Source organism: Pseudomonas sp. LBUM1659 (assembly GCF_059716045.1).
This window is the reverse complement of the sequence record NZ_CP166797.1, coordinates 4,480,839-4,501,356: the sequence shown is the minus strand read 5'-3', so window position 1 is coordinate 4,501,356 and position 20,518 is coordinate 4,480,839. Positions and strand designations below refer to the sequence as shown.

14 protein-coding genes are annotated in these 20,518 nt (G+C 54.9%); 1 reads left to right on the top strand and 13 read right to left on the bottom strand.

Annotation, left to right across the window (positions count from 1 at the left end; all coding sequences use genetic code 11):
- Nucleotides 1–51: 51 nt before the first annotated feature.
- The 7 genes from ACA048_RS20310 to puuE all read right to left on the bottom strand — a co-directional run bounded on the left by ACA048_RS20310 (nt 52) and on the right by puuE (nt 7,442).
- Nucleotides 52–837, bottom strand: coding sequence for an outer membrane protein OmpK (locus ACA048_RS20310; protein ID WP_497626002.1), 786 nt, complete (start codon nt 835–837; stop codon nt 52–54).
- A gap of 574 nt (nt 838–1,411) precedes the next feature.
- A complete protein-coding gene (locus tag ACA048_RS20305; protein ID WP_497626001.1) occupies nt 1,412–2,770 on the bottom strand; it encodes a nucleobase:cation symporter-2 family protein in 1,359 nt (452 codons plus the stop codon).
- Between the two features lie 167 nt (nt 2,771–2,937).
- Nucleotides 2,938–4,245, bottom strand: coding sequence for a urate hydroxylase PuuD (locus ACA048_RS20300; RefSeq protein WP_497626000.1), 1,308 nt, complete (start codon nt 4,243–4,245; stop codon nt 2,938–2,940).
- A 50-nt stretch (nt 4,246–4,295) separates the two neighbouring features.
- Entirely contained in the window at nt 4,296–4,799 is a 504-nt protein-coding gene (locus ACA048_RS20295) for an ureidoglycolate lyase (RefSeq protein WP_007944440.1), read from the bottom strand.
- Between the two features lie 120 nt (nt 4,800–4,919).
- Nucleotides 4,920–5,915, bottom strand: a complete 996-nt coding sequence (gene alc, locus ACA048_RS20290) for an allantoicase (protein ID WP_223513943.1) — start codon at nt 5,913–5,915, stop codon at nt 4,920–4,922.
- Between the two features lie 88 nt (nt 5,916–6,003).
- Entirely contained in the window at nt 6,004–6,519 is a 516-nt protein-coding gene (gene uraD, locus ACA048_RS20285; RefSeq protein ID WP_497625999.1) for a 2-oxo-4-hydroxy-4-carboxy-5-ureidoimidazoline decarboxylase, read from the bottom strand.
- A complete protein-coding gene (puuE, locus tag ACA048_RS20280; protein WP_452627548.1) occupies nt 6,516–7,442 on the bottom strand; it encodes an allantoinase PuuE in 927 nt (308 codons plus the stop codon). Before puuE ends, uraD begins: the two co-directional genes overlap by 4 nt.
- A gap of 419 nt (nt 7,443–7,861) precedes the next feature.
- Here puuE and uraH point away from each other — a divergent pair, with 419 nt between their 5' ends.
- Complete coding sequence (gene uraH / locus ACA048_RS20275; RefSeq protein WP_497625998.1) at nt 7,862–8,215, top strand: hydroxyisourate hydrolase; 354 nt, start codon at nt 7,862–7,864, stop codon at nt 8,213–8,215.
- Nucleotides 8,216–8,367: 152 nt separating this feature from the next.
- Here uraH and ACA048_RS20270 read toward each other — a convergent pair whose 3' ends face one another.
- The 6 genes from ACA048_RS20270 to ACA048_RS20245 form a co-directional block, all read right to left on the bottom strand.
- On the bottom strand, nt 8,368–9,972 hold the full coding sequence (locus tag ACA048_RS20270; RefSeq protein ID WP_497625997.1) for a hypothetical protein: 1,605 nt from the start codon (nt 9,970–9,972) through the stop codon (nt 8,368–8,370).
- Nucleotides 9,973–10,022: 50 nt separating this feature from the next.
- Complete coding sequence (locus ACA048_RS20265) at nt 10,023–11,915, bottom strand: hypothetical protein (RefSeq protein ID WP_497625996.1); 1,893 nt, start codon at nt 11,913–11,915, stop codon at nt 10,023–10,025.
- A gap of 196 nt (nt 11,916–12,111) precedes the next feature.
- Nucleotides 12,112–13,968 carry a hypothetical protein gene (locus tag ACA048_RS20260; protein WP_497625995.1) on the bottom strand — a complete coding sequence of 619 codons (1,857 nt, stop codon included), beginning with the start codon at nt 13,966–13,968 and terminating at the stop codon, nt 12,112–12,114.
- A gap of 242 nt (nt 13,969–14,210) precedes the next feature.
- Nucleotides 14,211–17,807: a calcium-binding protein gene (locus ACA048_RS20255; protein ID WP_497625994.1), complete on the bottom strand. Its 3,597-nt coding sequence runs from the start codon at nt 17,805–17,807 to the stop codon at nt 14,211–14,213.
- Between the two features lie 205 nt (nt 17,808–18,012).
- Nucleotides 18,013–18,642: a LysE family translocator gene (locus tag ACA048_RS20250; RefSeq protein WP_497625993.1), complete on the bottom strand. Its 630-nt coding sequence runs from the start codon at nt 18,640–18,642 to the stop codon at nt 18,013–18,015.
- 65 nt (nt 18,643–18,707) lie between these two features.
- Nucleotides 18,708–20,057: an NCS2 family permease gene (locus ACA048_RS20245; protein ID WP_497625992.1), complete on the bottom strand. Its 1,350-nt coding sequence runs from the start codon at nt 20,055–20,057 to the stop codon at nt 18,708–18,710.
- Nucleotides 20,058–20,518: the final 461 nt, after the last annotated feature.

Genomic DNA, 20,518 nt, shown 5'->3' with positions numbered 1-20,518 from the left:
GGGCGTGGCGTGCCCGCGATGGCGTCCTTGCAGACGCCACTTACAGCCAGATCAGAAGTGAACCTTGACCAGGAGGCTGGTCGCGCTCTGATCAGTCTTGAAGCCCTGGCTGTCTTCGATGCCGTACTTGTTTTTCCAGTAGTCATACTCGACACCGACGTACAACTGCTTGGCGCCCAGCTTCAGTGCCTTGCCCAGGTCGTATTTGACCTGTGGGTTGAAGTGCAGGTTGGCGTGGTATTCGCCTTCTTTGTTCACGTCGTTGTCGACCACCCAGTCCATGAAGCCGTCGATCACCACGTCCGAGCTGCCCGCCGGGATGGTGTAGGACCAGACCGGAGAGACCTGCCAGATATTGTCACCCGGGCGGCCGCCTTCGGAGTGACGGTTGTAGAAGTTCAACTGGAAGTAGTCGAAGCCAGGGATCGCCAGGTCGAAACCCGGACCGATCAGGTACGACTCGGTGTCGTCTTCGCCGAATTCATAGGTCATGGCCAGCAGGACGTCTTTGATCGGGCCGAACTCCAGCTTCTGGTCGAAAATCTTGTTAAACGACAAGCGCGGGCTGATTTCACCATAGTGGGTGTTGTCGCCGGCGAACGCGTCTTCCTTGCCGTTGTAGAAGATCTTGTCGATGAAGAAGAAGTTGTCGCCGTATTTCCAGCCATCGGCGTGTTCGAAGGTCACCGTCTGCTGAATGCGCGGGTTGACCTGGAAATCCTTACCGTACAGGTAAGTCAGGCTATTGGTCTGCCATTGCAGCAAGTCGCCGGCCATGGCCTGCCCCCCGGCCAGCATTGATCCTGCCAGCATCAGGCTAGTGCACGTACGTTTCATTCGGTTGCTCCCAAAAAGTTGGTGATTCCACGTTATTTTTTTAAGTTCGGCGCTCTGGTGTGGCGCCTCTATCTGTAGCGGTAAAAAATCATCCGGTCGGTCAGCTTTATGCTCTTAGCAAGAGCTGCGCCAAGGCTTTCAAAAAACAAAAAAACTCCCGCTCGGCTGCTCAAAAACAGTCGATTGAGAGGGGGTAATGAGTGCCTTGGTACCGTCCAGAGCCGAGATAAGTTGGCTTTCTGGTCAGAAATTATATCCGGGCTTTTTTTTAACGCGGATTCAGGCGGCCGCGGAGAATACTGACTACTTGGCCAGGTCTCAAGTGCCCCGCAACAGCGCACCGACGACAGGTGTGGGGCATGGTTGGCGGCGCTTGGCCCATCGTCGTTAAACGACGGGCTTGAGTGGGTGAAGACCATCTGTTGCTTCCTCTTGTTTTTATTGTTGAGGCGCAGGCAACCCCCCTGTAGGAGCGGGCTTGCTCGCGAAAGCGTCGGGTCATTCAACACAAGTGTTGAATGTCATGCCGTCATCGCGAGCAGGCTCGCTCTCACCGGTTTTGTGCTCGTCTGAGTCAGTGCGTGTGAGCGGTGCCGTCGTTGATGGCCGCGCGTTCGGCGCCACCAAGAATGTTGAACAGCAGGTTCAGCGTCAGGGCGCTGATCGTGGCCATGGCGATGCCGCTGTGGGTGATGGGGCTCATCCACAGTGGCAGGTGGGCGAAGAACTCCGGGCGCACCACTGGAATCAGGCCCATGCCGATGCTCACCGCCACCAGCAACTGGTTGCGACGGTCACCGATGTCGGCTTCCTGAAGAATCTTGATCCCGGTGGCGGCAACCATGCCGAACATCGCAATGGCCGCGCCGCCCAGCACCGCTGGGGGAATCGAGGCCACCAGAAACGCCGCTTTCGGCAGCAGGCTCAACACAATGAGCAATCCGCCTGCGACGATGGTCACCGAACGGCAACGCACCCCCGTCATTTGCACCAGGCCGATGTTCTGCGCAAAAGAGGAGTGGGTGAAGGTGTTGAAGAACCCGGCGAAAAACGAGGCACCGGCATCACACAGCAAGCCGCGACGCAGCATCCGTGGGCAGACGTCCTGGCCGGTGATTTTGCCCAGGGCGAGGAACATCCCGGTGGACTCGACGAATATGATCACCACCACCAGGCACATTGAAAGTATCGGCGCGAGCTCAAACTTGGGCATGCCGAAATGCAGCGGGGTGACGAATTGCAGCCACGGCGCTTGTGCCATGCCGCTGAGGTCGACCATGCCGATCAGGCCGCACAGCACGTAGCCCAGGCACATGCCGATCAGCACTGAAATATTGACCCAGAAACCGCGCATGAAACGGTGCACTAGCAATATGGTGCCCAGCACCAGCGCAGCAATGGTCAGGTAAATCGGCGAACCGAATTCGGTGGCGCCGGCACCACCGCCGGCCCAGTTCACGGCCACGGGGAACAACGACAAACCAATCGAGGTGATGACCGTGCCGGTCACCAGAGGCGGGAAGAAGCGAACGACTTTGGACATGAACGGGGCGATGAGCATGCCGAAGAACCCGGCGGCGATGGTCGCGCCAAAGATCCCTTGCAGACCGATACCGGGCATGCCGGCCATGGCGACCATGCTGCCGACCGCGGCGAAACTGGCGCCCATCATCACTGGCATGCGGATGCCCAGCGGGCCAATGCCCAGCGACTGGACGATGGTGGCGATGCCGGCGACCAGCAGGTCGGCGTTAATCAGAAAGGCGATTTCTTCACGACTCAGGCCTGCGGCCTGTCCGATGATCAGCGGGACCGCGATGGCGCCGCCGTACATCAGCAAAACATGTTGCAGACCGACCAGGATCAGTTGCAAAAGGGGCAAACGCTGAATGGCGGGTGCGTCGGGGATGCGCGCTGCGGATAGCTCGGACATGCAACACCTCGGATCTTTTTATTCTTCTGATTATTTGCATCTGGTAGGTCGCAGCGCGGCCAATCGCGGGCAAGCCTTGCTCCTACGGGTTTTGAGTCGGATGCATCATCTGTGAACGACTTAAATCTGTAGGAGCAAGGCTTGCCCGCGATGCTTTTAGCGGTGAATCAGTTGGTCTGAGCGCCCTGAACAATCCAGGCACCAATCAGGTCACGTTCCTGCTGGGTCATCTGCGTGATGTTGCCCAGAGGCATGATCTGGCTGGTAACGGCCTGAGCCTGGATGCGCGGGGCGTTCTGGCGGATCTGCTCGGGGGTGTCGAACATCACACCGGCAGGGGCCGCGCTGAACAGTGGGCTGGTCGGTTTGGCCGAGTGGCAAACCGCGCAACGCTCCTGAATCACGCTGTGTACCTTATCGAACCCCGGGCCTGCATTGGACGCCTGAGCTGGTGCTGCTGCGGGCGCTGCCGCTGCCGCCGGTGCTGCTTCAGCCGGTTTCAAGCCACCGCCCACTGCGGTTTCCGGCAGCGGCTGGTACTCGATCTTCGCAGGCGCCTTGGCCACTTCCGGGCTGGTCATTGGCGCAGGGCCGGTGACGTAAGCCAGGCTGATCATGCCCACCGCTGCCACTGGCAGCGTCCAGGCAAACTTGTGGCTGTCATGACGGGTGTTGAAGTAGTGACGCACCAACACCGCCAGCACCGCGATCCCGGCCAGGATCAGCCAGTTGTATTGGCTGCCGTAAGTACTCGGGAAGTGGTTACTGATCATGATGAACAGCACCGGCAAGGTGAAGTAGTTGTTGTGACGCGAACGCAGCAGGCCTTTGGCCGGCAGCGCCGGATCGGGCGTGCGGTTCTCGGCAATCGCCGCCACCAGTGCGCGTTGCGCCGGCATGATGATGCGGAACACGTTGCCGACCATGATGGTGCCGATGATCGCGCCGACGTGCAGGTAAGCACCCCGACCGCTGAACACTTTGCTGAAGCCGTATGCGGCGCCAATGATCAGCACGAACAGGATGAAGCCGAGCAGGGCAGGGCGTTTGCCCAGGGCCGAGTCGCACAGGAAGGAGTAGACGAACCAGCCGACGAACAGCGAGCCGATACCCAACAGAACACCTTCAGGACCCGTCAGACTACTGCCCGGTGCCAGCAGGTAGAGCGTCGGGTTGGAGTAGAACACCACGCACAGCAGCGCGACGCCCGACATCCAGGTGAAATAGGCTTCCCATTTGAACCAGTGCAGGTTGTCCGGCATGGTCGGTGGGGCCAGTTTGTATTTTTCCAGGTGGTAGATACCGCCGCCGTGGATCGCCCACAAATCGCCCGCCAGCCCGCTTTTCGGGTTGACCCGATTGAGGTTGTTTTCCAGCCAGACGAAATAGAACGACGCGCCGATCCAGGCCACGCCAGTAATCATGTGAACCCAGCGCACGCTCAGGTTCAGCCATTCAAACAGATGTGCTTCCACAGTCTTTACCTCTCGCCTGTCACTCTGTTGTCGAGTGATCAGACCTTCTCTTATTGGTGGGGGGCGAGGACCAAACGCTCATCCTCTTTGAAAAAATGCTCATCGCAGTTATTGCCTGTGCCACTGCGATCAACCACCAGGAAGTCATCCCGCTTTTCGATCGTCAGCACCGGGTGGTGCCAGACGCCGCGATGGTAATTAATGCCCTGCCTGCCGTTGGTGACGAAGGCGCGGACCAAGCCTGATACAGGTTCATCGCCAAGTGGCGCGACCACGATCAGAAAAGGGTTGCCGAGCAGCGGAATAAACGCCTGGCTGCCCAGCGGGTGACGCTCCAGCATGCTGACGGTCAGCGGCATGTCCTGCGCGTCGGCGCGGAAGATGCTGATGATCGCGTTGTCCTCTGGCGTGGCGGTTTGCACCGTCGCCAGTTTATGGAAGCGCATGGTCGAACCGTTGTTGATCATGAAGTGATCGCTGCCGTCGGTTTCGATCACGTCACCGAAAGGGGCGAAGGCTTCTTTGGTCAGCGGTTCAATCGTTAGTGTGCGCATGCTGGTCTTCTTATCCAAATTCGTCGATGTGTTGCTTTTGTAGGAGCACGGCTTGCCGGCGATGGGGCCTCACTGGCGCCATCGCCAGCAAGCTGTGCTCCTACAGGTTTTCTTCAGCGCTTATTTTGCGACCTTGCCGAGGACGCGCAGGCGGCTCACACCACCATCCGGGAACACGTTCAGGCGGATGTGGGTGATTGGCCCGAGCGCCTTGATCTGTTCGGCGAAGGTGTGTTCGGCGTGCATTTCCAGTTTCTGCGCCGGCAGCAGTTCGCGCCAGAACAGCGATTGGGTTTCGATCTGGCTGTCGGTGCCGCCCTTCACGAACGCGCCCTGGATCGAGCAAGTGTCCGGATAGTTGCCCTTGAAGTGCAGGGTGTCGACGATGACTTTCTCGACTTCACCGGCATGGCCCAGCGCGACGATTACCCAGTCATTGCCCGGGGTGCGACGACGTGCGGTTTCCCAGCCGTCGCCCATGTTGATGCCACGGCCCGGGTTGAGGATGTTGCTCATGCGACCGAAGTGTTCGTCGGAGCAGGCGAGGGCGCGGCCACCGTTGAGGGCTGCGGCCAGGTCGATTTGCTCATTGTCGCCGACGGCCGACCAGTCGCGGTGCGGAACGCCATACACACGCAGACGGGCCACGCCGCCATCCGGGTAGATGTTGAAGCGCAGGTGGCTGAACGCCTGATCGTTATTGATTTCGTGGAAGTGGTGGCTGTTGCCTTGCAGCTCTACAGCGGACAGCACTTCAACCCACTGGGTGTTTTCAGTCGGTTCGCCTTCAGCCAGGAAACAGGCTTCCAGGGAGGCCGACGGCGGGAAGTTGCCGGTGAAGAATGAAGTGTCGATATCAACGCCTTTGATCGAACCCGGCACGCCGAGGCGGATCACCGCGCTGTCGTAGCCTTCGAAGCGCTTGCGGCGCGACTCCCAGCCGTCCATCCACTTGCCGTTGTCATCGAACACGCCTTCTTTCCACACAGCCGGGGTCGGCTGGAACAGGCGGTTGGCATCAGCGAACCAGTCATCGGTGACCGAGATGATTTTGGTGCCCAGACGGGCGTCGGCCAGGTTGACGAACTTCTCGAAAGGTACGGCGTGAGCTTTCATTCTTCTTGTCTGCCTTTAATAAGTTGGCTTGGGATGCTTGCAGTGCCCTGGGCGATGTCTGCGTTCAATGTCGCTGGGGCAAGGCGCGCTATAGGGTCAGTAAACGGAACAGGGCGATCTTGTTGATCTCCGCCAGCGCGCATTTGAATTCGGTGTCGACCGAGTTGTGAATGCGCGTTTCGAACGCCGCGAGGATCTGATGCCGGTTGCTGCCTTTTACCGCCATGATGAAGGGAAACTTGAACTTGGCTTTGTAGGCGTCGTTCAGCTCGGTGAAGCGCTGGAACTCTTCGGCCGTGCATTGGTGAATACCGGCGCCAGCCTGTTCATTGGTGCTGGCTTCGGTCAGTTGGCCCTGGACGGCCGCACGGCCTGCCAGGTCCGGGTGAGCGTTGATCAAAGCCAGCTGGCTTGCGTGATCGGCGCTCAACAGAATGTCGCTCATGCGCTGGTGCAGGGTTTCGATCTCGTCGATCGACGCGTCCTGGCCCAGGTCGAAGGCCTTTTCGGCCACCCATGGCGAATGTTCGTAGATGTCGTCAAAGGCTGCGACGAATGCATCGCGGCTCAAACTTGAAGGTTTGACGGTTTGAAAGGTGCTCATTTCGCGGCCCCTTGGAATGGGTGGGTTTCGTGCCAGTGACGCGCGATGTCGACGCGACGGCTGAACCACACCTGTTCATGACTTTTAGCGTATTCGATAAAGCGCTTGAGCGACGCCAGACGCGCCGGACGGCCGATCAGGCGGCAGTGCAGGCCGATCGAGAGCATCTTCGGTGCTTCGGCGCCTTCAGCGTAAAGCACATCGAAGGCGTCCTTGAGGTATTCGAAGAAATCGTCGCCCTTGTTGAAACCCTGGACCTGGGTGAAGCGCATGTCATTGGTGTCCAGGGTGTACGGGATCACCAGGTGCGGCTTGCCGGTCGGGTTGTTCGGTTCCCAGTAGGGCAGGTCGTCGTCGTAGGTGTCGCAGTCGTAGAGGAAACCGCCTTCTTCCATCACCAGGCGACGGGTGTTCGGGCCGGTGCGGCCGGTGTACCAGCCCAGTGGGCGCTCACCAGTGATTTCGGTGAGGATGCGGATCGCTTCGAGCATGTGCTCGCGTTCCTGCGCTGCGTCCATGTACTGGTAGTCGATCCAGCGATAACCGTGGCTGCAAATCTCATGACCGGCATCGACCATCGCGCGTATCACATCCGGGTGGCGCTGGGCGGCCATGGCGACGGCGAAGATGGTCAACGGAATATCGAATTCCTTGAACAGTTTCAGAATCCGCCACACGCCGGCACGGCTGCCATACTCGTAAAGGGATTCCATGCTCATGTTGCGCTCGCCTTGCAACGGCTGCGCCGAGACCATTTCAGAGAGGAAGGCTTCGGACTCTTTATCACCGTGCAGGATATTGCGCTCGCCGCCTTCTTCGTAATTGAGTACGAAAGACAAGGCGATGCGGGCATTGCCCGGCCAGTGTGGGTGAGGAGGGTTACTGCCGTAACCGATCAGGTCGCGTGGGTAGTCAGCGCTCACTGCAGTCTTCCTTCTTATTCGTGTTGACAGGTTGTGTGGCGCCTTGGCGATGAGAGTCAGGCTGGCGTCACAGCGATGGGCTGATTGTATACAACTTTATATTCACTTTGTAAGCCTGATTTTTTGCATTTTTCGCGAACTGTCATGAATGACTGGTATTGCAAGAAACCTGCCTGAGTGATCAGCTAAAGGATAGAGGGTCCGCTGATCTTATGGTGTGGCGGAAATTCGCTGCAAATTCCCGACTGGCGGGCATGGCGGTAAATATGTCGTTTTAATTGTGTACAATTTTTTTGAAAAGTGTCTTAATCAATCGCTCGCCGCAGTGATTCGTGCTCCGAATCGGTGCGGTCTCCTTTTTAACTGACTTCGGGAGGCGCGAGGTCTGACTGCTCTACGCAGGCAGGCGCGCAGAATCAATGGGACGTTTGACTACACACGTTTTGGACGCTGCACACGGTTGCCCGGGCAGCTCGATCAAGGTCGAGTTGTACCGCGTTGAAGGCTCGCAGCTGGAATTGGTCGCCAGCGCGATCACCAATAGCGACGGCCGTGTCGATGCACCGCTGCTGCAGGGCGATGACTACCGTACCGGGGTCTATCAGGTTCAGTTTCATGCGGGCGACTACTACCGCACCCGTGGCGTTCAGCTGCCGGAGCCGGCGTTTCTCGATGTAGTGGTGCTGCGTTTCGGCATCTCTGCGGAACAGGATCACTACCATGTGCCGTTGCTGATTTCGCCGTATAGCTATTCCACCTACCGCGGCAGCTGATCCCCCAAGCAGCTGCCTCAACCTGGAAGCGACTGCGCATATAGCTTCTTTGGTCTTTCGCCCGCTCACACTGCGGGCTTTTTTTCGTTACGAGCAAGCCTGTTTGAGCGGGCCTGTCACGGAGCAGTCCGTGAAAGGCCCAGGGGTGTGTCTCAGTATTCCCGAATGATGAACACGTATTCTTGAGAATCGATTTTTTGAATTCCGCCTGTTAGCCAAATCAGGTTGTCATGGGTGTCAGCGCTAATCATCGCGTCCTGTGCCTCATGACCGACCCTTGCGCCTAAAGCTCTGTTGGTAGGCGCGGGGGGGTTACCCGATTCATAGTGATCGCCGATCACGACACGCAGGTTCACGGCGTAAACCTTGTCGTGATTAACGCGCTTGAATACCAATACCGGATCTGTATGTATTTGGGTCAGTGGGAAGACTTCGTAGCCATTACGCACGAGCAAGGCACCAAAGAGGCGCCTGAGGTTAAAGTCGGACGGATCAGCTTTGTAATGACTCCATTCCATCGGGAAACGCCGAGTGTCAAAGTCCAGCCGATACAGCCCATTCATGTTCAGAGGGTGCTGTATATCTACTCTATTTCTTTGCAGGTTTTTATTCCTGTGTAAGGAAATCAGCAACATGTCCAAGGGGTTTTCGCGTCGAGGTGCACTGACCGCTGTATCGCCTTTCCAGTAACGAAGCGTTTGAATAGCTTCTGACATTTGGGTGTTATATATCTGATACGTTATCTGGGCCGTTGAATAGTCTTGGTGAATTTTATGACCTTCCAGTAAATGTTTGGCAACGCCCCATGACGTGTAATCCGTAAAGTCTTTGAATGTTTCGGCGACTGAGTGGGACAGTGGTTTTTCGAAGAGGCGCGTGTCGCCCTCTACTACTTGCCAGCTATTCTCACCAATGGGGATGGCCTTGATGGGTTGTTTTTCGGGTTGCTCGGACAACATTCGTTCGAAGGTTGCAAAGATGGAAGGCGCAAATTCCGGATGCTGAATGTAAACGGGGGCTTGTGGTTTATAGCCGTAAGCGGTGGTAATGGGCATCGTCTTATAGTGCAGGCGACCGATCTGAATGGATGAGCCGTAGTCAGGCTTTGTCATTTCACCCCAGGCTTCCCATGGAATGGGATCCGGTTTGGAGTCGAAGGCCACTCGGGTGGTCCCCAGTCCAGTATTGGACGGATCAATTGTCTCCTCGGGGCGAGAACGCTTGCTGGGGCCTGGACCGAAATCCTCATCCACTGGCTGGGTAGCTTGTGGCCTCCGCTCCCAGAACATCATTCCTTCAATGGGTTCAAGCAACGGTCCGGACGGGTTCAATTCCCTGGATGAGGTCGCCTGATACACGCCGTCTGCATTTTTGCGAACCATCACGGTGCCTTCTTCTGCGACATCGACATAGGTTCTTTTCAGCTTGTCGTAACGCAATCCCGAGGCTGGGTCCGCTGCAGTCAGCTTTACGGCCAGTTCGGGCTCGATGATCACCAGTGTTTCAGACCGCACGGGCGTATCGAAGACTGGGCCGAGAGTGCGGCCAGGTATGTCGGTAACCACAACGGTCTGTCGAGGCGCGGCATCGGAGGAACCAGTCGAGGGCTGAGTGTCGGGCGTTTGTTCTACGTCGAATCCGGATCTGCCGATCGTGCGGAAGCGGTCGATCCGGACGGAGTCGTCTCCTGGTGCAATTCTGGTAGATATAGACGGAGTATCGGGAGTATTGGTGTTTTTGATTTTTGGGCGTTTCATTAAGATTGTTCCAATTGAGTAATTTTTAATGCCTGATGCGAAAAGCCGTATCAACGGTCTCTGATAATAAAAATGGAAGGGATTTTTGCCGGCAGCTGCTGAACACCACCTATCAACCACACCAGATCATTTCGTGCATTGGCAGCAACTAATGTCTGGTGCATCTCGGCGTTCATCTGATTTTTCAACAGAGGATCATCAAGTTCTGGTGTCAACGGAGTCCTGATTTCGATGTCATCAGTCGCCACTCGTCCCAGTTTCAAGAAATAAACCTTAGGGTGGCTGGGACGCTTGAAAATCAGTGTATGGAGAATGGTCGCACCCCCTGGAGTCGAGGCGTCGTAACCGCTTTCGTTGAGGAGGTTGATGAACATGGTCTTCAGGCTCTTCGCCGACGGGTCGTTTGCGTAAACATTCCAGTGGTGCGAAGCGTTGAAGTTCAGTTGCTGTAAGTGCTTTACAGAGTCTGGTACGAGTAAAGAAACGATGCGCCTGGACACTTCTCTACTTGGATTGACGGGCAACATATCCAGCGGGTCTCCTACTCTAGAAACCCCCATTGACGATGTACCTTCCCAGTGGCGTAAGGTCTGCATCATGCGTGCGATGCCGCTGCCGTTGATTTCCCCGGCATCACTGGAAAGTTCGAATAATTGCTTGGCGACGACCCGCGATGTTTGATCCGTAAAGTGTTTGAATGTATCGGCCACATACCGGGTCAGCGGTTTTATGAAGACGGGCTGCGCTCCGTTCACCTTCTGCGGGTCCTGGCCGGTACGATAAGTCAATACCGGTTGCAGTTCAGGTGCTTCTTGCAACATGCGTTCGAATGGCTCAAAGCGCGAGGGCGCAAACTTAGGGTGCTGAATAAAAGCGAACGGCAGTTTATCGGCCAGCGGACCCTGGGGCACGATAGGGTAGTAGAGCTGGCCTATCTGAATGGATTCCACTGCATGGGGTTTAGTTATTTTTCCCCAGGATGCCCAAAGATAAGGGTTCGTAGTGGTTGTGGCGGTAACAGGGGTGATGTTCGCTTCTGTTTCGGCAGGTTCGATATCATCGCCGAGGCGAGGGCGCTTGTTCGGACCAGGGCCTGAGTCGTCTGTGCCTGAAGACCGTACAGGGTGTTGTGGCGTACGTTGCCAAAGAGTCAATCCTTCGATGCTTTCAAGCACAGGTCCCGACGGGACCAACTCGCTGTTGGTGGTCGCCTGATACTCACGCTTCACATTTTTACGGACCAGTACGGTGCCTTCTTCCACGACATCGACATAAGTTCTCTTCAACTTGTCGTAACGGAGCCCCTTCGCATCGGCCTTGGTCAGCTTATCGGCAAGTGACGGTAGAATGACCTGCAGCGTTTGCTTTGCAGAGGCATCGGAGGGCTGCATGAATACAGTTTTGCCGTTTACCGCTGTATCCAGTCCCTGTCGCTCGATTCGCCACCGCGGCTCGCCAGGGATTTTTGCGAGAATCGGGCCGGGCTGATCAGGGGCGAAGGGAAGGGGCACCTGGTATTCGCCTTTCGCATTGGGCTCGATTCTGAATAGTCCTTCTGCCCCAGTATCCGCGTAGAGCTTTTGCTCGGCACTCATGAAGAGCCCAGTGTCGTGGATCCGAAAGAGTTGATCGATCTGGTGACGAGGCCAGGAAGTCAGGTTGGAGGCCGTTGCAACAGCGCCAGCCCCGCTTACAGGTATGTCAGTCACGACAATCGTCTGGCGAGGGGCTATATCCGGTGAATCAGTCGACGCGCCGGTGCCGGGCGCTTGCTCTATGTCAAAGGCAGATCTGCCGGATATACCGGAATGATCGCCCCTGATCGAACTGGATTCAGGTGTTGATCCTGGATGCGTGGGCGAATCTGCTGCTTTCGAATTGATGGGTTTTGGACGTTTGGCCATGGTCAGGTTCCAATTAATATTTAAGTGCTGTTTGAGCAAAATGATAGTGCTTTAATCAAGGCAAATTAATGGCGCGCGAAAATAGAGTCTGTGTTGGGCTTGTAACTTCGCGTGCCGTTTTAAATGTGTGTGCTTTGAATCTCTAAGACGAATGTGTGCCCTGAAAAAAGATATCGAAATTGAGTGTCTGGTAATTCGTGTCTGTGCGTGATGAAGTTGGTGTGTTGGGCGGCTTTCAACGTTCCCTCATGATAAATGCGGATTGCCATCCTTCAGGAGTTGATTGCGCGCCACCGACAAGCCATACAATATTGCCCTGCGTGTCAGCAGTCATCAGTGCCTGGTAAGCGTTGTTGCCGATCTTATTGGCCAGTTTTGGGTCGGCTAACTCCGGGGCCGTTGTTTTGAGTTCAATATAATCTCCCTCGGCAAGACCCAGCTTGAGAAAGTAAATTTTGTCATGGTTTGCACGTTTGAATATCAGTGTTGAGCTCCATGGAGCATTTATAAAAGGAAACACTTCGTACCCGTTGTTGCTGAGTACCTTATTCAGTAGAAGTTTCAGGTTGTAATCAGATCGCTGCTCAATGTAACGAGCCCACTCAACGGGATATCGCTGAAGAGTGAAGTCCAGCCGTTGCAACGGATCATGCGGTGTAGGTGGTCGTGTGGAAATGAACGTCCCGGAAGGGCCGGTGCGTGGAGCAACAGGCAACAAATCCACCGGGTTTTCGAGTTCAGGAATGAACAAGGGTGATTTGTCCTTCCAGTGACGAAGGGTCACCGCTGTCGCGGACAATCCATCCTGGATGATGATCTCGGAATGACCAGAGCGCTCAAACAGGCGCTTGGCGATGGCCCGCGAGGTATGAACCGAAAAGTCCTGGAATGAATCCATGACAGTCTGCGTTAGAGGTCTATCGAATTGACGAACGCTGCCTTGAACTTTCCATGGGCTACTCGTGCTGTCGCGGATGGCGGCAACCGGCTGTAACCCTGGCGACTCCACCAGCATTTTTTCGAAAACTTCGAAGCGAGCGGGGGTGAAGTCGGGATGCTGGAGATAGGTCACGAGCGGATAGGGAAATTGTCCCTGGGGCACAATTTGAAAGTGAAGCTGGCCTACCTGAACGGATACGACGGCCTCAGGTTTCGCTATTGTTCCCCATGAGGCCCATAGGTACGGATTGAAATCTGATGTGACGGGGGCATTGGCAGATGTATAACGGCTTTCGTCCGTTCGAGAACGCTTGGCGGGACCTGCTCCGGAATCTTCAGAAGATGAGGAATGTGCAGGGATGTTGCGTTTCTGCGCCGGCCTGGCACTGGCCGATTTACGTCTCCAGAGTAGTGTGACTCCAATTCTTTCCAGTGCGGGACCGGACGGCGTCAGCTCCCGCGAGGAGGTCGCCTGATAGTCTCCATTCACGCCCTGGACAACCAGCACTGTGCCCTCGTCGATTACATCGACATAGCTTTTTTGGTTATACCAGCGTATTCCGAGTGTATCGGCGGCGGGTAGTTTCTGACTCGCAGCTGGCTTTATGGGGATTAAAGGAGCATCGACAACCGAAATGTTTGTGTTCGAACCTCCGGCTGGGGGAGCAGGCCAAGGTTCTAAAAATTGCCACTGTGCCTTGCTTGGGATTTTTTTCAGAACCGGGCCCGGATAGTCCGCCGCAAACGGAAAATGAACCTGATAATGTCCTTTCGCATTGAGTTCAACCCGACCGAGCCCGGCGTTCTCAACGTCGGCATACATCACTTGCGCTTTGCTCATATAGAGCCCTGAGTCGCCGATGTGAATTAGTTGACCGATCTGATCCCGGGGCCAGGAAACCAGGTCGGCGGGGTGGGTGATCGTTTCCCTGCCGGGCATCTCGGTGACGACCACTGGCTGATGATGAGGAGTGTCACTTGGCGGGTTGGTCGAAATACGCAAGTCAGGCTCTGGTTCTCCCGCCAGCCGACGCAAATCAGGCTGGACCGGACGATCGCCTCTGACCACTTCTTCCCCTTGCGAGGTTCTTGGCGGTGTCGACGAAGAGTCGGCCGGGTGAGCGTTGGTCACTTTCTTGGGCGGTTTAGCCATATTTAAAAGTTCCTATAAATAATCAAGTGGATGGCTGATTCAGGAAGTTCACCTGTATGAAGACGAAAGAGTCATTGTCGGAACAACACTCGTGAAAATGCGTGGCGTCTGATGTTTACAGGCGTTAGTTTCGGATGATTCGGTGTTCGAAGTGCACTATATATTTATAGCGGGAGAAGCATTTTATACAAAAAATTTCGCCGTTAGGTCGAGTTGCGACGTCGTGGAGTATTCAGTAGATGTTATAAGATTTTGCAGGCATCCATCAGTGCTCGTAAGTTGGTCGCACTGACAGGGGGAGATTGGTTGGCACCGAACTCCATCAGTTCATGACAATGTTCTAACTGGTGTTGACACCGGTTGAGTTTCATCAGGTCTGCGTACTGGACAGTTCGAGACTCATCGGTATCCAGAATCCAGCGCCGTGTCGACAGATTGAAGGTAAGGGTGCCTAGGGGGGCGTCTTTCATCGCCATGTTTCGAACGGGAAGTTCATTGGTGTCGGATGATTCCAGGTCCTCGGGTATTGATACACTGAGGTCTGAGTAATTTTTGCAATAGCGTCCGTCTAACGAATCCATTTGCACGGTTTCAAAAACAAGGTCAACACTGTAAATAATGCCAGATGCAGTGATGACACTTATTTCATCAATGAGGTCTTCGGGGCTTTTATAGACTGGGAGATGAATCACCGTATGCCCAAGGACTAGCCGATTATTCATCAGCTGGATCGTAACCTCGCCCAGTTGAGTTGCGTCAAATTCCCACCTGGAGGCAAAGGGGAGTCGGGGAGTGGCATCGGCCAGTGCTCCGGGGGTCGCAATGCGCAATGTAAGGCCAGGGCTGAGGTGAACAAGGTACTTTGCACCTTCACCTGTCAGATTTTCGATAGCTGTCTGCTCGGGGGAAGCCTGGATGTGTACGCAGTTGTCCCTTGTGCCCAACGTGTACGCTTCATTGTCGAAAGGCTTGCGATAAATATGCGTTCCATCTCTGGGTATCAGAGGAAGCGGAACCTCGCTTGTCCACCTCATGGAGCCGACTATTTCAAAGTCAATGTTTACAAACACACTGTCGGGCAATCGAGGTTGCGAGAGACGATAGGAAACCCCATCGTTCATGATCAATAAAAAATGGTGATTCAAAGTGGTGTCGGGGCGAATTATTCGGCTTGTGATTCTGCCGTCTCCGCCGGTGTAGGATTGCGCCAGATTTTTGATGACTAATTGCTTGCTGTCGAAGTGAAACGTCAGGCCACAATCCGCATACATAATGCGGTCGAACTCCTGTCCTTTTCTGAGATCCGCATAATAATAAGCTTCGACACGGGTCAGTTCATCACTGGCGTAATCCAGGTAAAGGGTGGTAAGCGTGTTGCGACTGGGCTGCTTAACGTGGAATGTTGTTTGCTCATTAAGTCTCGAAACGCAATAGCTCGTATTTCTGCCATGGGGGATCGTACATTCTGGTTGGGTCAGTATGATTGGGTTATGCAGTGCCCCTTGTTGGGAAATGACAACCTGAATATCCGTAGTGTCATCATTCTCGAGCGTCTCAGGGAGTTCAGGAGTTAAGTGGAATCCGTCTTTTGTAATAAATGTCAGCTTGTTGTTTTGTAGTTGGCGCAGGTTGCCGGCTTTTTGATAAACCTCTTTTATATAAACATCTCTCTCTCTCCTATCATCAGTATCGAAACCCGAGGTAATGACCAATTGCTGGTTTTCTACTCTCCAGCTTTTTATCAGGTCCATTCTCCAATCCAGGGCAATGACACTTTCATCGATGCCATCCTCGGTAATAGAGACGCCGCCGGATTTGTGTGCAATAGCGTAGTGATCTTTGCCAGCACCTCCGACAGCCGAGCCGTGACGGTTGAACAAATAAATTTGGTCATCACCGCCACCCGCCTGAATGGTATCAAAGCCGCGAGCCTTGATAATGTTCGGCCCGTCGGTGCCAATGACTTCACTTTTCGCGCCCTCCAGGGTCTCAACGTTTTCAATGCTCTCTAACAGCGTGTGCCGGTAATTCCAGCGGTTTTTGTTGGCGCTGTCGTAGCTGATGATGGACAGTCGACCATCATTCAAGTCGATGTGATAGCCAAGTCGTTGTTTGTTGGGCTCCGGATAATCGCCGTCCAGTACTAACGTGTCGCTGCCCGAGCCTCCATACAATGTCGTCGGTAAGGAGTCCTTTGGACCATTTTTTAGCAGTTCAGCGGCGCCTTCGAAGATGAACTCATCGTCTTTTTCACCCCCCGTCAGGTTTTTGATGCCAGCGCCGTAATAGAATCGGTTGGGCTTTTTTCCTATTCCACGGACAGCGTCTTGTCCGCCGCCGATAAACCACAAAGCCCCTTTATTCTCTCCGGGTGTTCCAAACTCCGCACCAGGCATGTCAACTGTAACGCCGGCTCGAGCATCAATCATGTCGTTCCCGTCGATAACCTGGGGTTTTGCTACAGTCTTATAGATATATTGTTGTGCGTCCCAATCGTACTGCCTTACCTGTGTCGGCTTAAGTTCTACCTCGAACTTACCGTTTACGATGACCTCTGTACTATCCTTTAATTTGCCATCCAGTAGTTTCCTGGCGGTTTTTTGTAATATCTTCGCGTGTTCAACCGACGATTTGGTAATTGCGTGACGATCTTGAATGCTTTGGTCAGGACTGACTCCCCAGAAGGCGAACCAGCCTGTGCGGAGGCGCTCGTGGGCAGTGAGCTCGATATAATCGTCAATGTCATCCACCACGCGTACTGCCGCATAGATCTGTGACCCCGCGACTAGAAGCAGCCCTGCCGCCAGACCCACCGGCCCCACGAACGAAAAGCCTGCCAGGGCGGCGGCACCTAATATCAATGTCATTGCTGCACTGGTCACGCTCAAGCCTGCGCTGACATAGTGGTCCAGGGCTTCTTTGCCGGTGGCGCCTGCTGCACTGTTAAAGGATTTAACCGCAGAGATAATATCGAAGGGTAAAGTCAAGGCACTTGCTATCAGGCCTCCCCCCCGTCCCAATCGAACCCCAAAACGGGTTTTGGCAAAATCCTTGTAGGCGTTTTGACCCGCTTCGATCATGTATTTTGCTCGTTTGGCGACAGCCAGTTCGACAGCTATCGATGAAAACTCTGCGGTAATACTGAGGCTGTTGAATACAACCTCTCCTTCGTCTTTTCGGCTGATGGCATCTTGCAACCCACGCAGGCCGCTGTAGAGTCCGAAGGCCTGAAGCCCGGTTCCCATACTCACCATGCTGCTGCTTTTTATACGGTTTGCCCATTGAGGGGTGCTGTCAGGAAGGTTCGTGTGGCGAATATCCAGCTTTTGTGCCGACTTCAGCAGTTTGTCCAGTTTGTGTTGGTAGTGATTTTGTTCAGATAGCGTGACAGGAACATCCTTTAACAGGGGGAGGGCTGTTAACGGGCGCTGGGTTGCAATCTCGAACAACAACGAAGGTAATGTATAGTCATCTGCTGTATGGGTTGACTGCATACGTGCTTCAATTAGAACAGGGTCAAGCTGTAATGAATTGATAAATGAACGTTTGGGGTGACGGAAAAAAGTATTGTGCCCATTCAATGGTTGACCATTTGTTGTCGCGCCCAGTACATCCAGTGCGCGTCGCGTGACGAAGAATGAACCTATTTTAAGAGGGCCGAACAGCTCGTCCGCCACTTTAAGCTGAGCTTGGTAGTTTTTTGGGTTTTTAGTTTTTTGCGCGTCATCACTTTCAAAATCGATAGTCGAAGGTGAAAGTTCGTTTGGGTCTAACCCAATATCCGTAATCTCGACGGTATTGTAATTATCTGAGTCGGGTGGTTGCAGGGGAATAGCCATAGGAGACATCCTTGTCTTGGAGTTGTGTGCGAGATTGCAGCGCCATATTAGTAGGTGTTCGCAGTTTCCCGAAAGTAAATATTGGCTTCGCGTATTGCGTTATATTTCAGGTAAGTTGCGACGCCGTCCTTGGTCGCACAACTTGTTAGATAGGATTTCAGCTGAATTGTTAACGACTACAAGATAAGGATATGAGTTGATAGTGTTAATGATTGCTCAATAACGAGGCAACCCCGGCGCCGCTGAACAATCCCGCACTGATCCGATTAAACCAGCTCTGCCCCTTGCCACTGCGCAGGTACCGCGCGGCACCATGCGCACCCAGCCCATAAGCCAATTTGCACAGCAGATCCAGCGCGGTCCAGGTAGCAATCATCACCAGCAACTGCGGCAGGAACGGCTGCTCGGCGCTGAGAAACTGCGGCAGGAAGGCTGCAAAGAACAGAATGTCTTTCGGATTACTCGCACCTAATACAAACGCGCGGCCAAACAGTGCGCGAAAGCGCGGCACTGGCGCCACCTGAGGCACTTCTGCACCCACCGACGGCAGACGCGATTGCTGCCAGCTCTGCCAGGCGAGATAGAACAGGTACAACGCGCCAACGATTTTCAACGCACTAAACAGCTGTTCAGACGCCAGCAGTAATGCGCCCAGACCCAGCGCCGAGGCACTGAGCAAGCAGATCGATGCAATCACGCCACCGAGAAACGCGGGGTAAGAACGGCGCAAACCGTAATTCAGACTGTTGCTGATCATCAGCAACGACAGGGGACCCGGGATCAGGATCACCACCAGCGCAGCGCCGCCGAACAGCAGCCAGGTTTCCAGACTCATCACTTTCCTCCATTTGTGCAAAAGCCCCACCCGGTGGGGTGAGGCTGTTTTGAAACGTGTGCGGCTTACAAGAAAATGAACTTGGCGATGAAGATCGCGCAAAGCACCCACAAGCTGACGGAGATTTCCTTGTATTTACCGGTACCGGCTTTGAGTGCCACGTAGGTAATGAAACCCAGCGCGATGCCATCGGCGACCGAAAAGGTCAGCGGCATCATGATCGCGGTCACGATGGCCGGAATGCTGTCGGTCGCTTCGTCCCATTCGATGTGCTTCATACCGCCCATCATCAGCATCGCCACATAAATCAGCGCGCCGGCGGTTGCATAGGCCGGGATCATACCGGCCAGTGGTGCGAAGAACATCGCGGCAATAAATAGCACACCCACGGTCACGGCGGTAAGCCCGGTCCGACCACCCGCCGCAACGCCTGCGGCACTTTCAACGTAACTGGTGACCGGTGGAACACCCACCACCGCACCAAAGACGCTGGAAGCACTGTCGGCTTTCATGGCGCGGGAGAGGTTTTCGATCCGGCCGTCTGCGCCGACCAGATTGGCGCGCTGGGCCACACCCATCAGAGTGCCGGCGGTGTCGAACATGTGCACAAAAAGGAAGGCCAGGACCACGCTGATCATGCTGACGTTGAAGACACCGGCCAGATTCATGGCCATCCAGGTCGGGGCCAGGCTCGGCGGGGCCGACATGATGCCCTCGTAGTGCACCAGGCCCAGGCCCCAGCCTGCCAGGGTGACGGTGATGATGCTGATGAGGATTGCGCCGAACACTTTGTGATAGCTGAGGATGGCGATCATCAGGAAGCAAACGGCGGCGAGCAGCGGGCCGGGTTCGCGCAGAGAACCGAGCTTGATCAGGGTCGCCGGGCTATCGACGACAATGCCCGCGGTTTTCAAACCGATCAGCCCCAGAAACAAACCGACGCCGGCGCCCATGGCGAAGCGCAGGCTCACTGGAATGCTGTTGAGCAGCCATTCGCGGATCCGCGAAAAGGTCAGGATCATGAACAACACACCGGACACAAATACCGCACCGAGGGCGGTTTCCCAGTTGTAGCCCATGGTGCCGACCACGGTGTAGGTGAAGAAAGCGTTCAAGCCCATGCCCGGCGCCAGGCCGACGGGCCAGTTGGCGTAGAGGCCCATCAACAGGCAACCCAGTGCAGCCGCGATGCAGGTCGCGACAAACGCGGCACCGTGATCAATCCCGGCGTCGGCCATGATGTTGGGGTTGACGAAGATGATGTAAGCCATCGTGATGAAGGTTGTCAGACCGGCAATCAGCTCGGTCTTCACCGTGGTGCCATGCAAGCTGAGTTTGAAGATGCGCTCAAGCAAGCCATTGCTTAATGGCGGCGAAAGATCCAGCGTCGATGCTTCGGATTTGCGGCTTTCCACAGCGAGTACTCCTCAAGAGTTTTATTGTTATTTCCAGGACCGGACCCATGAGGGTGGCAGCGGCCCTTTGAGGCAAGGCACTTGCGAATTTGTTGACCGGTTGGTCAAGAACTCGCACGAAGTGGATTATGCTTTTGTATACAAAAAAAGCAAATAATGTTTTCTGTTTTGTCGGCTGGATATTTGGCGATAGGAATATATCGACAGGAAGGACGCCATCGCGGGCAAGCCACGCTCCCACAGGTGACTGGGTTCTTTCAGGGGAATGCGATCAACTGTGGGAGCGTGGCTTGCCCGCGATGGCGTCAAACCGGCCGATCCAAAGGTTCAGTCCGGGACGCTAAAGCAGCCTGTGGGGGGGGCAAAAACAAATAAATCGGTCATTGGGCCGGTTTATATTTGACTGAAATTTGTGGTGGCTTTACTGACCCCATCGGGCAAGTCGAATCGTCGCACCGCCG

Excerpts from the sequence above, each read along its gene's own strand:
- ACA048_RS20310 (WP_497626002.1), bottom strand. The coding sequence starts at position 837 with ATGAAACGTACGTGCACTAGCCTGATGCTGGCAGGATCAATGCTGGCC.
- ACA048_RS20305 (WP_497626001.1), bottom strand. The coding sequence starts at position 2,770 with ATGTCCGAGCTATCCGCAGCGCGCATCCCCGACGCACCCGCCATTCAG.
- ACA048_RS20295 (WP_007944440.1), bottom strand. The coding sequence starts at position 4,799 with ATGCGCACACTAACGATTGAACCGCTGACCAAAGAAGCCTTCGCCCCT.
- alc (WP_223513943.1), bottom strand. The coding sequence starts at position 5,915 with ATGAAAGCTCACGCCGTACCTTTCGAGAAGTTCGTCAACCTGGCCGAC.
- uraD (WP_497625999.1), bottom strand. The coding sequence starts at position 6,519 with ATGAGCACCTTTCAAACCGTCAAACCTTCAAGTTTGAGCCGCGATGCA.
- uraH (WP_497625998.1), top strand. The coding sequence starts at position 7,862 with ATGGGACGTTTGACTACACACGTTTTGGACGCTGCACACGGTTGCCCG.
- ACA048_RS20270 (WP_497625997.1), bottom strand. The coding sequence starts at position 9,972 with ATGAAACGCCCAAAAATCAAAAACACCAATACTCCCGATACTCCGTCT.
- ACA048_RS20260 (WP_497625995.1), bottom strand. The coding sequence starts at position 13,968 with ATGGCTAAACCGCCCAAGAAAGTGACCAACGCTCACCCGGCCGACTCT.
- ACA048_RS20255 (WP_497625994.1), bottom strand. The coding sequence starts at position 17,807 with ATGGCTATTCCCCTGCAACCACCCGACTCAGATAATTACAATACCGTC.
- ACA048_RS20250 (WP_497625993.1), bottom strand. The coding sequence starts at position 18,642 with ATGAGTCTGGAAACCTGGCTGCTGTTCGGCGGCGCTGCGCTGGTGGTG.